The 15124-nt window shown below is 71.5% G+C and carries 9 protein-coding genes; 1 reads left to right on the top strand and 8 read right to left on the bottom strand.

Annotated features, from left to right (window positions below; translation table 11 throughout):
• The first annotated feature begins 205 nt into the window (after window positions 1-205).
• The gene (gene phzM, locus HMPREF2886_RS13165) at window positions 206-1414 is read left to right on the top strand and encodes a pyocyanin biosynthetic protein PhzM (protein WP_033978805.1); all 1209 of its coding nucleotides are present in this window, start codon (window positions 206-208) and stop codon (window positions 1412-1414) included.
• A gap of 103 nt (window positions 1415-1517) precedes the next feature.
• Here the strand turns inward: phzM and HMPREF2886_RS13160 are convergent, their stop codons facing one another.
• From HMPREF2886_RS13160 to pchF, 8 genes are all read right to left on the bottom strand, one after another.
• Window positions 1518-2762, bottom strand: a complete 1245-nt coding sequence (locus HMPREF2886_RS13160; RefSeq protein ID WP_070747557.1) for a RhtX/FptX family siderophore transporter — start codon at window positions 2760-2762, stop codon at window positions 1518-1520.
• The gene (locus tag HMPREF2886_RS13155; RefSeq protein ID WP_070747554.1) at window positions 2755-4260 is read right to left on the bottom strand and encodes a PepSY-associated TM helix domain-containing protein; all 1506 of its coding nucleotides are present in this window, start codon (window positions 4258-4260) and stop codon (window positions 2755-2757) included. The genes HMPREF2886_RS13160 and HMPREF2886_RS13155 overlap by 8 nt, the downstream gene beginning before the upstream one ends.
• A 1-nt stretch (window position 4261) precedes the next feature.
• Window positions 4262-4543 carry a hypothetical protein gene (locus tag HMPREF2886_RS13150; protein WP_033978802.1) on the bottom strand — a complete coding sequence of 94 codons (282 nt, stop codon included), beginning with the start codon at window positions 4541-4543 and terminating at the stop codon, window positions 4262-4264.
• A complete protein-coding gene (gene fptA / locus HMPREF2886_RS13145) occupies window positions 4543-6705 on the bottom strand; it encodes a Fe(3+)-pyochelin receptor FptA (RefSeq protein ID WP_070747551.1) in 2163 nt (720 codons plus the stop codon). The genes HMPREF2886_RS13150 and fptA overlap by 1 nt, the downstream gene beginning before the upstream one ends.
• Window positions 6706-6796: 91 nt before the next feature.
• Complete coding sequence (pchI, locus tag HMPREF2886_RS13140) at window positions 6797-8521, bottom strand: ABC transporter ATP-binding protein PchI (RefSeq protein ID WP_070747548.1); 1725 nt, start codon at window positions 8519-8521, stop codon at window positions 6797-6799.
• The gene (gene pchH / locus HMPREF2886_RS13135; protein ID WP_070747535.1) at window positions 8518-10230 is read right to left on the bottom strand and encodes an ABC transporter ATP-binding protein PchH; all 1713 of its coding nucleotides are present in this window, start codon (window positions 10228-10230) and stop codon (window positions 8518-8520) included. Before pchH ends, pchI begins: the two co-directional genes overlap by 4 nt.
• Window positions 10227-11276 (bottom strand): pyochelin biosynthesis thiazoline reductase PchG, encoded by a 1050-nt coding sequence (gene pchG, locus HMPREF2886_RS13130; RefSeq protein ID WP_033978798.1) that lies wholly within the window; start codon window positions 11274-11276, stop codon window positions 10227-10229. The genes pchH and pchG overlap by 4 nt, the downstream gene beginning before the upstream one ends.
• Window positions 11273-15124: pyochelin non-ribosomal peptide synthetase PchF (gene pchF, locus HMPREF2886_RS13125; RefSeq protein ID WP_256562523.1), on the bottom strand; the 3852-nt coding region annotated here is incomplete at its 5' end. The genes pchG and pchF, both read right to left, overlap by 4 nt.

The raw sequence follows: 15124 nt of genomic DNA, 5'->3' as shown, positions 1-15124 counted from the left end.
ATTCGCCCTACGCGGTCTTGGAACCCATCCGTTTTACGGTGGATAACCGAATGCGGTCATGCGTACCGCGGCCTCGGAGTCGGGCCGTAGGGCGAATAACGCCACCGGCGTTATCCGCCGCTGCGCCGACGTTTCATCGCGGTAAACGGTCATCCGTCCCAGCCGAACACCCATCGATTCGAACACTCGAGAAAAGGAAGCACCCATGAGCGAACCCATCGATATCCTCATTGCCGGCGCCGGCATCGGCGGCCTCAGTTGCGCCCTGGCCCTGCACCAGGCCGGCATCGGCAAGGTCACGCTGCTGGAAAGCAGCAGCGAGATACGCCCCCTTGGCGTCGGCATCAATATCCAGCCGGCGGCGGTCGAGGCCCTTGCCGAACTGGGCCTCGGTCCGGCGCTGGCGGCCACCGCCATCCCCACCCACGAGCTGCGCTACATCGACCAGAGCGGCGCCACGGTATGGTCCGAGCCGCGCGGCGTGGAAGCCGGCAACGCCTATCCGCAGTACTCGATCCATCGCGGCGAACTGCAGATGATCCTGCTCGCAGCGGTGCGCGAGCGCCTCGGCCAACAGGCGGTACGCACCGGTCTCGGCGTGGAGCGTATCGAGGAGCGCGACGGCCGCGTGCTGATCGGTGCCCGCGACGGACACGGCAAGCCCCAGGCGCTCGGTGCCGATGTGCTGGTCGGCGCCGACGGCATCCATTCGGCGGTCCGCGCACACCTGCATCCCGACCAGGGGCCGCTGTCCCACGGTGGGATCACCATGTGGCGCGGCGTCACCGAGTTCGACCGCTTCCTCGACGGCAAGACCATGATCGTCGCCAACGACGAGCACTGGTCGCGCCTGGTCGCCTATCCGATCTCGGCGCGCCACGCGGCCGAAGGCAAGTCGCTGGTGAACTGGGTGTGCATGGTGCCGAGCGCCGCCGTCGGCCAGCTCGACAACGAGGCCGACTGGAACCGCGACGGGCGCCTGGAGGACGTGTTGCCGTTCTTCGCCGACTGGGACCTGGGCTGGTTCGACATCCGCGACCTGCTGACCCGCAACCAGTTGATCCTGCAGTACCCGATGGTCGACCGCGATCCGCTGCCGCACTGGGGCCGGGGACGCATCACCCTGCTCGGCGACGCCGCCCACCTGATGTATCCGATGGGCGCCAACGGCGCTTCGCAGGCGATCCTCGACGGCATCGAACTGGCCGCCGCGCTGGCGCGCAACGCCGACGTGGCCGCAGCCCTGCGCGAATACGAAGAAGCGCGGCGGCCGACCGCCAACAAGATCATCCTGGCCAACCGCGAACGGGAAAAAGAGGAATGGGCCGCGGCTTCGCGACCGAAGCCCGAGAAGAGCGCAGCGCTGGAAGCGATCACCGGCAGCTACCGCAACCAGGTGGAACGGCCGCGCTAGCGACACCGGGCAGGCCACCGCGCCTGCCCTCTCCCACCTCTCCCGCTCGCGGGAGAGGTGCCGCCCGTGCGCTGCCGGGCGCAGCGCACCTATCGGCAGCGCCTCAGGCCTCTTCCGCCCGCCCCTTCCACTCCCCGCGCCCCTCGCCGGCCTGCAGGCGCAGGGCGAGCAGCAGGGCCAGCACCGCCAGGGCGCTGCCGGTGAGGAAACCGCCGGCATAGCCGATCTGCGCGGTGAGGCTGACCAGGAACGAAGACGCCAGCATCTCGCCGAGGTCTCGGGTGCTCTGCACCGCAGTGACATCGGTGCCGGCCTGGCCGCCCTGGCCGGCGAAGCGCATCGCCGCGGTGAGGATTGCCACCGAGGTGATGCCGGTGGCCAGCGAGCCGATCAGCACGCAGGTCCACGCCAACCCTTCGCTCAGTGCCAGCCAGTGACCGGCCTGCAGATACCAGAGCAGCGCCGAACAGCCGGCGAGCACCACGCCAAGGGCGAAACCGCGCCACAGGCCGATCCGCCTGACCAGCCAGGCGCCGCCGCCGCAGCCGAGGAATACCGTGACCAGGCCACCGCTCATGCCCAGCCGGCCGATGTCCTGCAAGGCCCAGCCGGCATCGCTGAGGTACAGCTTGGACAGGCCGAAGCCGGACACCGCGGTCATCGCCGACAGCAGTGCCAGCGCCAGCAGCGAAGGCGCCAGCGGCCGACGCAGGAAGCGCAGCAGGCTGGCCTTGGCGGCCGGTGCCGGGGGGAGTTCGTGGGGATCGCCGCGCCCCAGGGCGAGCACGCAGCACAGGCTTGCCAGCGGCACGCAGGCCATGACCAGGAACGCCGCGCGCTGGCCGAAATGCCCGGCGAGGATCAGGCTGCCGGCGCCACCGCCGAAGAAGCCGATCATCACCCCGGCGATCTGTACCGCGTTGACCTTGGCCAGCAGTTCGCCGCTGAAGTGCTCCGCTGCCATGCCGTCGGTGGCAATGTCCTGGGTCGCGCTGGCCAGCGAGGCCAGCGCCAGCAGGCCGACCGCCCAACCGGCGCTGGCCACGCCGAGGCCGAGCGTCGCCAGGCCGAGCAGGCAGGCGAGGACGATGCATTGCATCGGCAGGATCCAGCTACGCCGCCGGCCGAAACGGCGCGACCAGTGATTGTCGACCCAGGGCGCCCAGAGGAACTTGACCACCCAGGGCAGCCCCACCAGGGGCAGGAAGGCCAGCGCCTGCAATGGCGCGCCATCCTGGCGCAGGAGGGTGGGCAGGGCGTCCATGGCCAGGCCGATGGGAATGCCCTGGGACAGGTAGAGCAACGCCAGGGTGATGACCAGGCGGCGGTGGCGATACAGCTCAAGCATGGTGGTCTCCGGTGACACGGGGGTGGGCGGGTGGCGCGGCGGCGCGTGCCTGCATCCAGGCGTGCCGGATGAGCAGCGCGCCGCAGAGGATCAGGGTGAGGTCGGGGCCCAGGGTTGGCAGCCGGCCGCGCATGAGCCAGGGCGCCAGGTGCGCGACGGCGGCCGCCAGGCAGGCCAGCCCGGCGACGCCGAGCAACCCGCGCGCCAGCGGCCAGTCGCCCGGCAACAGTAACGCCGCCAGGCCAGCGGCGGCCCACAGGACAAGGAACAGCCACCCCGGCCAGGGTCCGGCGAGCAATTCCGAGGGCGCGAGTTGCAGCCCCAGCAGGAGCAACGCGGCCGCCGCCACCAGGCCGGCGCAGAAACCCTGGCTCAGGCGCTGCAACAGCCGAGCGCGGGCCTCCGGCGCCGAGGCGCGTCGTTGCAGCCACAGGTACAGGCCGCTGGCGCAGAGCAGGCAGGCACCGAGCCCCATCGCCAGGTGCAGGCCGCGTAACGCGGCGGACCAGCCCGGCCCGAGCCACTGGTACTGAGCGAAATGCAACGGCTGCACGGCGATGAAGGCGCGCAGCCAGAACCCGCGCTGCGCCGAGCTGCGCTCGCCGAGCAGGGCACCGTCGGCCAGCCGATAGCGGTGCCGCTCGAAGTTCGCGGTACTCGGCAGGCCACGCTGGATACCGGCGATCTCCACGCTGCCGGCGACATCCCCGGCATGGCTGAGGCTCAAACGCTGGGCGACGAAGCCGGGCGCCCGCACAGCATCGCCGGCAAGCAGGCGGTCGAGATCGATTCGGGTCGCCAACGGCTGTCCCTCGGCAGCCGGCGGCGGCGGTCCCATCAACTCGACGAACACCCGGTTCGGTTCCTGCGGGTAGGCCACCGGCGCCAGCAGCAGGGTACCGAGCGCGCCCAGCCCGCTGAGCACGCCGGTGAAACCGAACAACAGCAGCCAGGGCAGTCCCCAGATACCGATCAGGCCGTGCAGGTCGAACAGCGCCAGGCGCAGCCCGCGGTCCCGCCGCCAACGCCGCAGGTCGCGCCAGCGGCGGCTGTGCAGCAGCACGCCGGCCAGGCACAGCAGCACCAGCAATACGCCGAACAGGCTGACCAGCACCCGCCCGGGGAAGCCGGCGAAAAAGTTCTTGTGCAGGTTCAGCAGGAGATCCAGCGCCGGCGTCGGCGGCAGCGCCCGGCCACTGGCCGGGTCGAGGTCCAGCCGGCAGTCCAGGCGCGCATCGCAGACGCTGAAGGCGGCATGGCCGGGAGCGGGCAGCAGCAGGGTCGCATCGCGGATGTCGACGCCTTCCTCGCCCGCCCGTTCGAGCAGGCGCTCCAACGCGAGGGATTCTCCTCCCGCCTGCGCCGGGGCCCGCAGCCACTCGCGCAGGTCGTCGTGAGCAAGGCTCCAGGCGCCACTGAACAGCACCACGAACAGCAGCACGCCGAACAGCGCGCCGGCGCCGCCGTGCAGCGAGAGCAGGAGAGGACGCGCCGCCACTTCAGCCGCACCCCGCCAGCAGCCACAGCGCCAGGCCCAGAGCCAGCAGGCTACCGCCCAGGCGCCAGGCGAGGTTGCCCGGATCGCGCGCCAGCAACCCGCCGGCAAGCAGCAACAAGCCCACCCCGAGCGCGCCGAAAAGCCCGGCGTAGAGACGCTCGAGCGGGTCGTCCAGGGGCAGCCCGCGAGTCAACAGATAGCCGCTGGCGGCAGTCGCCGCCAGGCTGCCGGCGAGCGCCAGCGGAACCCGCCAGGCCCAGCCGAAGCCCGGCCGGCGCGGCATCAGAACGCGCCCCGCAGGCTGAGGTTGAAGCTGCGCGGTTCGCCGTAGCGGTTGTTCCAGTTGGGGTTGGACAGGCTCTGGTAGTAGGTCCGGTCGAACAGGTTGTTGACGTTGACCGCCGCCGTCCAGTGCTCGTCGATCTTGTAGCCCAGGCGCATGTTGACCAGTGCGTAGCCGCCCTGGCGCATGCTCACGCCGCGGTAGTCGACGCTGTAGTCGCTCTGCGCCTGGAGTCCGCCGCCGACGCTCCAGCGCCGGTCCTGCCAGGGCAGGTCGTAGTTGCTCCACAGGCGCAGCAGGTGCCTCGGGGTGAAGGTGGAGTAGCGCGTCCCCGAGTCGTTCTGGCTGTCCTTGAGGTACTCCGTGCTGGTGTAGGTGTAGCCGGCCGAGAGACTCCAGTAGGGTGTCAGGTAGCCGGTGCCTTCCAGCTCGAAGCCCTGGCTGCGCACCTTGCCGCCGCTGATGTAGAACGGATTGTTGGGCGGCCCCGGATGGTCCGGGTCTTCCTGCGGATTGTTCTCCAGGTCGATGCGGAACGCCGCCAGCGACAGGTTCAGGCGGCCGTCGGCCAGTTCGCCCTTGATCCCGGTTTCGTAGGTCTTGCCTTCCACCGGGCTCAACGGCTCGCTGTTCCAGGTCTGGCGATCCGCCTGCGGCTGGTAGACCTCGGCGTAGCTGACATACCACGACCAGTCCCTGGCGAAGTCCCAGATCAGCCCGCCGTAGGGCGTGAACCGGCGACCGGGCTTGAAGCGGGTGGCCGGGGTGTCCTGGTCCCACCAGCTTTCGCGGCCGCCGACCACCAGGGTCAGCGGCTCGGCGAGCTTGATCCGGCCCAGGGCATAGAGGCCTTTCTGGGTGGTGGTGGTGGTGCCCGGCGAAGTGTACTGGCCGATCTGCGGGCGCGGCACGCCGTGCGGGTCCCAGCGGTAGACATTGACCGGGGTGTTCGGCAGGTTGAGGAAGGGTGCGGTGTCCTGGCGGGTCTCGCCCTGGGCGTAGGTGACCCCGCCGAGCAGTTCGTGGGTCAGGCCGAACAGTCGCACCGGCCCGTTGAGGTTGGCGTCGAGGCTGCGCTGGATGCTCTTGAACTTGTAGGCGGCGCCCATCAGTTGGCCGCCGTCGCCGGTCTGCGGGTCGATGGCGCCGAAGGAGCCGGCGTAACGCAGGCGCGAATCGGCTTCCTGGTATTCGGCGCTGACCTTGCCTTTCCAGCCGCCGCCCAGTTGCTGTTCGAGGGAGCCGAAGGCGCGGTAGGTGTCCCACTTGAAGCGGTCCCAGTCGACATCGAGGTAGGTGTCGCGGGACAGCCCGAGATTGGACCCGTCCTTGGCCATCGGCACCCCGGCCATGTTGGTGATCGAGTCGATGTGCTGGTATTGCGCACCGACGGTGAGCAGGGTGTCGGGGCTCAGGTCGAACTCGGTCACCCCGTAGAGCAGGCGGGTGCCCTGGTCGGCCACGTCGTAGAAGTAGTCGCGGTCCTCGTAGGCGGCCACCGCTCGGCCGCGCACGTTGCCGCTGGCGCTCAGCGGGCCGCCGACGTCGACCTCGGCGCGGTAGCGGTCCCAGCGCCCGGCGCTGAGGGTGGTGCTGGCGGCGAATTCGCGCTGCGGCCGCTTGCGCACCAGGTTGACGGTGGCCGCCGGGTTGCCGGTGCCATGCAGCAGTCCGTTGGAGCCGCGGAGGATCTCGACCCGCTCGTAGATCGCCATGTCCTGCGGCGAACTGGCGGTATTGCCGAGCAGCGCCGGAACCCCGTCCAGTTCGAAGGAGTCGACCTTGAAGCCGCGCACGTAGTAGGCGGTGGTCAGCAGTTGGAAGGGCTGCACGGTGACCCCGGTGGCCTGCTGCATGGCTTCGTCGAGGCTGAACAGGTTCTGCTGTTCGAGGCGCTCATGGTCGATGACGCTGGCGGACTGCGGCAGCTCGCGCGGCTTGAGCGGCACCTTGCCCAGGGTGGTCACCCCCGGCGGCTGGTTGGCGGACGTGCTTTCTCCGCTGATCACCATGTCCGGCAGTTCCGTCTCGCCGTCCTTGCGCGCGTCGGCCACGGCTGCCGCCAGCGGACTCAGCGCCAGCAGCAGGCCCAGGCACAACGGGGTGTGCCGGTTGCGGGCGATGCCCTGGCGTCCCTTGATCACCTTCGTCTCCGTTTTCATCGTTCGAACAGCCTCGGGGGATATACGATTTGATAATGCTTATCATTATGAAGAAATCGTCTCCGGGGCTTTTTCGATTGCCGGTCTTTCTCTATCGATCCACGACCGGCGCGGAACTTTCCTCGCCCGCCAGCCCGACGAAACCGGCATACCAGTCGTCCCGGACGAGCAGATCGGCGTGACGTCCGCTCAGGCGCAGGCGCCCCTCCTCCAGCAGCAGTACCTGGTCGGCCTGACGCGCCAGCGCCGGGCGGTGGGTCACTACCAGCAGGGTGCGCCGGCCGCGCAACCCGAGCAGGCTGCGCAGCACCTGCGCCTCGCTGGCTGCATCGAGGCTGGCGGTGGGCTCGTCGAGCAGCAGCAACGGCGCCGTCGAGAGCAGCCCGCGAGCCAGGCACAGGCGTTGCCGCTGGCCGCCGGACAGCAGCGCGCCGCCGGGGCCGACGTCGCTGTCCCAGCCCTGCGGCCAGGCCTCGATCTCTTCCAGCAGGCCAACCGCCCGCGCCGCCTCGCGCAGCGCTTCGAGATCGGCGTCCGCTCGCGCCATGCGCAGGTTCCAGGCAACGCTGCCGCGGAACAGGCCGTTGTCCTGGAACACCAGGTTGCGACTGGCGGCGAGGGTCGTTTCGCTCAACCGGCGGATATCCACGCCACCCAGCAGGACACGCCCGGCGTCGGCGTCGTAGAGCCGCCCGAGCAGCGCCAGCAGGCTGCTCTTGCCGGCCCCGGAGGGTCCGACGAGGACGTTCAGCGAACCCGGCTCCAGCCTCAGGGAAATGTCCTCGAGCAAGGCGCGGCCATCTTCCAGGCGCAATTCCACGGCCTCGGCCGCCAGGCTGGCGTCGTGCGGCCGCTCGCCCGGCTCGGGGCTGCGCAGCGGAGCCAGGGCGAAAACCCGCAGCAGGGTATCCAGCGCCTGCCAGGCGCCGCGCAACGCCTGGTCGAGATGGGTGAGTTGGGCCAGCGGCTCGATGAAGCGCACCAGCAGCACCAGCACGGCCACCAGCCGCGCGCCGTCCAGCCATTGCCGCTCCACCGCCCAGGCGCCGCCGAGCAGGGCGAAGGCGAACGCCGCCTGCACCGCCAGGGCGAAGCCGAGGCCGCTGGGCAGGCTGCGCCGCAACAGATCCAGGGTGCTGCGGTGGAGACTGCGCAAGGCCTCTTCCAGCCCCTGGCGGGCGACGCTTTCGCGCTGCGCCGCGCGCAGCAGCGGCTGGCGTTCGGCGAACGCCTGCAACTGCCGTGCGGCGTCGCGCTCGGCGGCCAACCGGGCATCCTCCGCCGCCAGATTGCGCCGCCCGCTCCAGCGCAACAGCGCAGCCAGGACGGCACCGGCAACGAGCAGGCCGAGGGCGATGGACGGGTCGATCAGGAACAGCCCGAGGATCACCCCGAGTGGCGTCACCAAGGCGGCGATCAGCGGCCCCAGCAGGTGCGCCGGAATGCCCATCGCCTGCATCACCGGACCGCGCAGCAGGCCTTCGGCCGGCGCGACCCGGCGCAGCGCCGGCGGCGCCAGGCGCGGCAAGCGCGCCACCAGGCTGCGCACCAGTCCAGCCGCCAGCGAGCCGCCGGCGGCGAAACCGCGACGCAGGGCCAGGTACTGCAACAGCGCCTGCACCAGGCTCAAGCCGAGCAACGCGGCGACCCAGCGCCAGGGCAACGCGCCTTCGGCGAACCAGGCCTCGACCAGCGGCACCAGCAATACGCCGCAAGCGGCGTCCAGCAGCGCCGCCAGGACCGCCCAGGCGCTCGCCCGGCGCAACGCGGCACGGCAGTCTTCGGGCAGCGCACGCATTCGTTCGAACAGGCTCATGCCGCCACCTCCGCGCCGTTCTGTTCGCGCCACAAGCGCGCATAGGCGCCGTCCGCCGCCAACAGCGCCGCGTGCTCGCCGCGTTCGACCAGACGGCCAGCGACCAACACCAGGATCAGGTCGGCATCGCTGACTTCGGCCAGGCGATGGGCGACGATCACCCGGGTCCGGCCGCCGCCACGCTCGCGCAGGTTGCGCAGGACCTGCCGGGCGGTCTGCGGATCCAGCGCCGAGGTCGGCTCGTCGAGCAGCAACAGGCGCGCCGGCGATAGCAGCGCACGGGCCAGGGCCAGTCGTTGCAGTTCGCCGCCGGACAGTTGCAGGTCGCGTCCCGGCACGCTGTCGTAGCCACGCGGCAGAGCCATGATGCGCTCGTCGAGGCAGGCCTCGCGGGCCGCCTGGCGAATCTCCTGGAGACCGGCATCGGGGCGGAACAGGGCGATATTGTCGGCCAGGGATATCTCCAGCGCCGCCGCCTGCTGGCCGACCAGCGCGATATGCCGATGGCGCAAGGCATCGGGCATGTCCTTCAGTGCCAGGCCGCCAACCTCCAGTTCGCCGCGCTGCGCGTCCATGTAGCGCGCCAGCAGGTGCAGCAGGGTGCTCTTGCCGGAGCCCGAGGGACCGACCAGGGCCACCAGGCTGCCATCCTTCAGCTCCAGGTCGATATCGGCCAGGACCTCCACGCCTTCATAGGCATGGCCCAGGCCGTGCAGCGCCACCGCGCCATCGACCGGCTCGCGGGTCGAGCGGCCCTCGGCCAGCGGCGCCTGGTCGAATACCTGCTGCAGGCGCTCGGCGGCGGCGCGCGCGCCCAGCAGCGCGTCGCCGCCGTGGCCGAGCGCCTGCACCGGAGCGGCCAGGGCCCGCAACAGGAGCAGGAAGGCGCAGGCCTGGCCGAGCGCCAGCGGCACGCCGAGGGCATCCAGGGCCAGCACGCCGAGCAGGACCCAGGCCAGCAGCCAGGGCGTCGACAGCTGTACGTAGACCAGCGCGGCGAGGTGGCCGACCCGCTTCACCCAGGCGCCGAACGCTTCGCTGAAGGCCGCCGCCGACGCCTCGGCACCCTGTTGTATGCCGGCGCCGGGGTACTGTCGGGCCAGCAGCAGGTTGTGGGCGAATTCGCCATAGTCCGCCGAGAGCCTTTCCAGCGCGGCGTTGCGCCGCAGCACCTGGTCGCGGTAGCGCGCCGAGCGCAGCAACAGGAAGCCGGCAGCGGCCAGCGCCAGCGGCAGCAGGCAGAACAGCAGCAGCCAGGGGTGCAGCCAGGCCAGCCAGAGCAACGCGACGAGCGGCACCACCAACAGGTTGCTGAGATCGTTGGGAGCGTGCGCGATCAGTTGGTGCAGGGCCCGCACGTCCTGCTCCACGAGGCGCGCCACGCCGTCCGGGCCCTGGCGACCGAACCAGTCCAGCGGCAGCCGTTGCAGGTGCGTCAGCAGGCGCAGGCGCAGGTCGTTGCAGAGGTCCGCGTCGATCCGGTGGGCCAGGTGCGCGGCCAGCGCCTGGCAGCCCAGCCATGCCAGCACCGCCAGCAGCACCAGGACCAGCAGGGCCGGCTGCGCCTGGCCACGCGCCAGCGGCTCGGCGAGCCAGGCGAGAAGCATCCAGGGCAACAGCGAGCAGAGCCCGGCCAGGGCCTGCAACCCCATGGCCGCCGCCAGCCGCCAGCGATAGGCGCGCAGCAGGCGCCACAGCACCGGGGTCACGAGGCTTGCTCCAGCACCTGTTCCAGGCTCGCCGGCGCCAGCGACGCCGGCGGCGCCTCGGGGAAGCCAAGGCGCTCGCCGATCCGCTGCCACAGGGCGGCGACCTCCAGGCTGCGCTGGTTGCGCCGGCGCACCTCGTCGACGTCGGCGAGCAGCGCCAGCGCCTCGGCCGCCGCCGCCGGCCACAGGCGCTGGTGCACCTGGGCCCAACTGCACGGTTCGGCATACCAGAGCTGGGCGCTGGGCAGCGATTCGCCGGCTATCTCGTCGAACAGCGCGAACAGGCCGTCGTCATCCTCTGCCGGTACCGCCACCGCAGGCGTCCACAACAACGGGCCATGGGGGCTGAGCAGGCTCAGCGTGCCGCGATCGGTGGTCAGGCTGACGCGCTGCAACAGGGTCATGCGCCCATCGTCGGCGGCCGCCAGTTCGTTGAGCACGTGCAGGCTCAACGGCACTTCCGCCAGCACCAGGGATAGCCCGCGCATCGCCGACAGGTCGTTCGAGGACGACTCCAGCGACCAGGGGCCGACGCCCTCCAGCAACGCGGCGAGGATGTCCAGGGTGGCGAAACCGACCTGCACCCCGCAGGCCGCGTCCAGGTGGCGGATGCCGCGCCGGCGGTGCAACTGGCGGCCCAGTTCGATGAAACGCGCCACCGCCGGCAACTGCGGATAGAAGGTGTTGAGCAGGCAGCGCCGGCCCAGGCGCTCGGCGCTGCGCAGCAGGTCCTGCCATTCGCGCGGCAGCAACGGATGCTCGATCAGCACGTCGATACCGCGCGCCATCAGCGCCTCGGCCAGCGCCGGGCCCTGCTCGCCGCGTGCCGCGCCGCCGACCGCGACGCAGGCCAGGCGGACATCGTCCGGCAACGCCTCGACCTCGCACCAGGTCTCCACCTCGAGGCGCTCGGCCAACGCTCGCGAACGCCGGCTGCCCTGGCCAAGGATGCCGCGCAGGATGAAGCGCGGATCGGCGGCGACGCCGGCGGCATAGAACTGGCCGAACCGGGAACCGGCGACCACCACGGAACGGACGTCGCTCATCGGCTCGCCTCCTCTGGCATGGGTTTCGACAAGGATTGCGCCAGGGCCTCGCCCAGGCAGTCGAAGTGCCCGCCGGGCACCTCGTGGATGCCGCACGCGCCGAGCGCGGCGGCCCGCCATTGGGTCTTCAGGGCCTCGGCGTAGCGCGGCACCAATGGGTTGCCGGCGTCCGGCACGAACAGCCGCAGCGCGCCGACGTAGGGCTCCGGCGCCGCGGCCTGGCTGGCACGCACCGAGTGACAGAACAGTCGGTAGAGAGTGTCGCGTTCGACGCTGGCGGCGTCGGCGCTGCCGCTGGCCGCTTGCAGCACGCGAGCGCGCAGGGCGGCGAGATCGACCAGGTTCGGTAGCCCCGCCAGCGCCTCGGTACCCAGGCGCTCCGGTGTCTGCGCGAGCGCCGCCTGCACCGCCTGGCCAAGGCGCTCCGGCGCGGGGAAGCCAAGCGCCGCGGTATCCAGGCCCAATGTGGCGGCGAAGCTGAACAACAGCAGGCGCTCGTCGTCCACCCGGTAGGGAATCCGGTAGCTGGAGACGATATCCAGCTGGCGCACGCGCACCCCGCGCTGGACCAGGGACTTGGCGGTTTCCAGGGCGACCAGCCCGCCGGAGCAGTAGCCGAGCAGGTCGACCTCGCGCAGCCCGGCGCCATGGAGCGCCTCGGCGTAGCGGCGGCCGAGGCAGGCGTTGAGATGCTCGGCGGGGATCGCCAGGTAGGCGTCGCTGTCATGCACGGCCAGCCCCAGCAACGGCCGCCCCTCACCCAGGGCGCGAAGCAGCGGGCGGTACGGCAGCAGCGTGCCGAGGCCTTCGTGGACCAGCACCCGCGGCACGCCCTCGCCAGGCACCAGGCGCACCAACGGGTCGAGCGCCACCGCGCCCTCGGCGAGCGGTGCGCGCGACATGCCGGCCTGCGCCGGGGCGACGCCGCGCGACGCTGCCTGGGCTGGCCCGCGGCCCTCTTCCGGCGCGCTGCGCAGGCGTTCGGCCAGGCCGAGCGGCGTCGGCTGGCTGAGCGCCCAGCGCAGCAGGCGATCGAACGGATGCCGGCGGGCGCTGTCCAGGCGTTCGCGCAAACGGGCGATCAACTGGGCGATCAACAGCGAGTCGCCGCCAGCCCCGAAGAAGTCTTGCTCGACGCCCAGCGACGGGTTGTCCAGCACTTCCCGCCAGAGTGCCAGCAGCGCATTCTCCAGCTCGTCGGCCGGTGCCTGCGCGACGCCATGCCGAAGGTCCGCCTGGGGCTGGCGGGCAAAGCCGGTCAGGGCCTTGCGGTCGATCTTGCCGTTGCCGGTGACCGGCAGGCGTTCGAGCACGCGCAACTGCGCCGGGAGCATGTAGCGCGGCACCCGCGCTTCGACGAAGGCCAGCAGCTCGGCCGGCTCCAGGCGGGCGCGGTCGGTCTTGCAGCGGGCCAGCAGGACATCGTAGCCAAGCAGGTCGAGAGCGCTGCCCGGCGGCACCACCCCGCAAGCCAGGTCGCCACCCTGCGCCGCCATCCACTCCAGCCATTGCCCGGTGTGGACGAACAGTTGGCGGCGCTCGTCGCGGAGGTCGCGCGGGTTTTCCATCATCAGGCTCTGGCTGACGCTGATCTCGTTGTGCTCGCGCGTCAGTTCCTGGATCACCAGCCAGGCGTCGGCGCTCAGCAACTCGCGCAGGCCGGCCAGCAGCGCCGGGGTGTCCAGCGCGTTGTTCAGCGCCCCGGAGCTGAGCAGGATATCCACCGAGTGCGGCGCCACGCCCTGGTCGAGAAGATCGCCGTTCATGTCGAAGCGGCCGAAGCGTACCCACGGCTGGTCGGCGAAGCGCTCGCGGGCGGCGGCGAGGAAGTAGCTGGAAACGTCGGTGAACAGGTAGTCCACCTTCGTCCCTCGCTGCACCAGCGGCGCCAACCGGGCGATCACCGCGCGGCTGGCGGCGGCGGTGCCGGCGCCAAGCTCCAGCAGGCGCCAGCGCCGTTGCGGCTGGCGCTCGACGATGGCGGCGATGGCCTCGGCCATGGCCTCGTGCAGCGCCTGGGCATGCAGGCCCTGGCTGTACATGGCCTCGGCGATGCGCGCCGAGCCCTGCGGGAACATCAGCGCCGCCGGGCTGATCCGCCCGGCCAGTTGCTCGCCGAGGGATTGCGCGCTGTCACGCAGGTAGGCGACCAGCTCGGCCGGCCAGAGCGCCGCCGGCGCGCAGCCGGCGAACGCCGTCCAGGCGTCCTCCGGACGCTGCGCGGGACGCTCGGCGCAGCCCAGCCAGCCCTCGCCCTCGGCGCGCAGGTAGCCGCCCTCCTCCAGCTGGCGCAACCAGTGGCGCAGCAGGCGCTGGCGCGCCTCGGCGATACCCAGGCGCTGGCACAGCGTGGCGAAATCCAGCGGCGTCGCACTGGCGAACAGGCCACTGCCGGCCAGCCAGGCGGCCAACGAGGCAAGGCAGGCGCGGTCGAGTGCGGCCACCGCCGCGGCGATGCTCTCCTCGCTGCCCCAGTCGCGGCGCAAGGCCTGGGCCGCCCGCTGGCGCACCGCGTCGAGCGCCGTGCGCGGGTCCTCGCCAGCCTCCGCCGGCGCATGCAGGGTGACGAAGCTGGCCAGGCTGCGCTCGTGGGTCTCGCCGAGCACCACGGTGGCCGCCAGGTTGACCTGCGGATGGGCGCACAGCGCGGCGTCCAGCTCGGCCAGTTCGATGCGGTGGCCGCGAATCTTCACCTGGTCGTCCTCGCGCCCGAGGAACTCGATGCTGCCGTCGGCCAGGTAGCGGCCGAGGTCGCCGGTGCGATACAGGCGACGGCCATCGGGATGACGGACGAAGCGTTCGGCGGTGCGCTGCGGATCGCCGGCGTAGCCGAGCGCCAGGCCCACCCCGCCGATATGGATCTCGCCGCGCACGCCCGGCGGGCAGCGCCGCCCGCGGGCATCCAGGACTTCCACGCTCTGCCCGCGCAGGGCACGGCCATAAGGAATGCTGGCCAACTCGGTGTGCTGCGGGCGGATCGGCTGCTCGATCGACCAGATCGCCGCCTCGGTGGCGCCGCCCAGGCTGAACAGCGCGCTGTCCGGCCAGCGCCGCCACCAGCGGGTCGGCAGGCTGACCGGGATCCAGTCGCCGGACCAGAGCACGCAGCGCGGTCCCGGCAGGTGGCGTTGCGGCTCGCTCTCCAGGTAATCGATGAGCATCTGGCCCTGGGCCGGCACCGAGTTCCACAGGGTGATGGCGTGGCGTTCCAGCAGTTCCGCCCAGTGCGACGGATCGCTGCCGCGCGCCGGGTCCGGCAGGACCACCTGGGCCCCCGCCGCGGTGGCGCCGAAGAAGTCGTAGACCGAGAGGTCGAAGCTCAGCTCGGCAAGGCCGAGGACGCGGTCGTTGGCGTCGACGCCGTAGCGCTGGTTGATGTCGAGCAGCGTGTTGCCCACCGCCGCATGGCTGAGCATCACGCCCTTGGGCGTGCCGGTGGAGCCGGAGGTGTAGATCACGTAGGCGAGGTCGTCCGCCGCCACCTCCGCCGCAGGCGCCGGCGGCCAGGCGCTGTCGGCGGCCAGCCGGTCGATGGCCACGCAGGCGCAGCCGGCGTCCGGGACATCGCTTTCCAGGCAGACCAGCGCGACCACCTCGGCGCTGGCGAGGATCGCCTGGCGCCGCAGCGGCGGCTGGCGGATGTCCACCGGCACATAGGCGGCGCCGGCCTGGAGGATGCCGATCACCGCGACCAATTGCGCGGCGCTTTTCGGCAGCATCACCGCGACCCGCCGGCCACGGCCCGCGCCGTGCGCTTCCAGGACGCGGCGCAGGGCGCTGGCGTGCTGGGCGACCTGGCGGTAGCTGTAGCTGCCGGCGGCATCGTGGATCACCGTGGCGTCGGGGGT

The organism is Pseudomonas sp. HMSC066A08 (genome assembly GCF_001813025.1).
Lineage (GTDB): Bacteria > Pseudomonadota > Gammaproteobacteria > Pseudomonadales > Pseudomonadaceae > Pseudomonas > Pseudomonas aeruginosa.
Note: the sequence above shows the minus strand (reverse complement) of the source record. Positions and strands in the feature narration are given on the sequence as shown.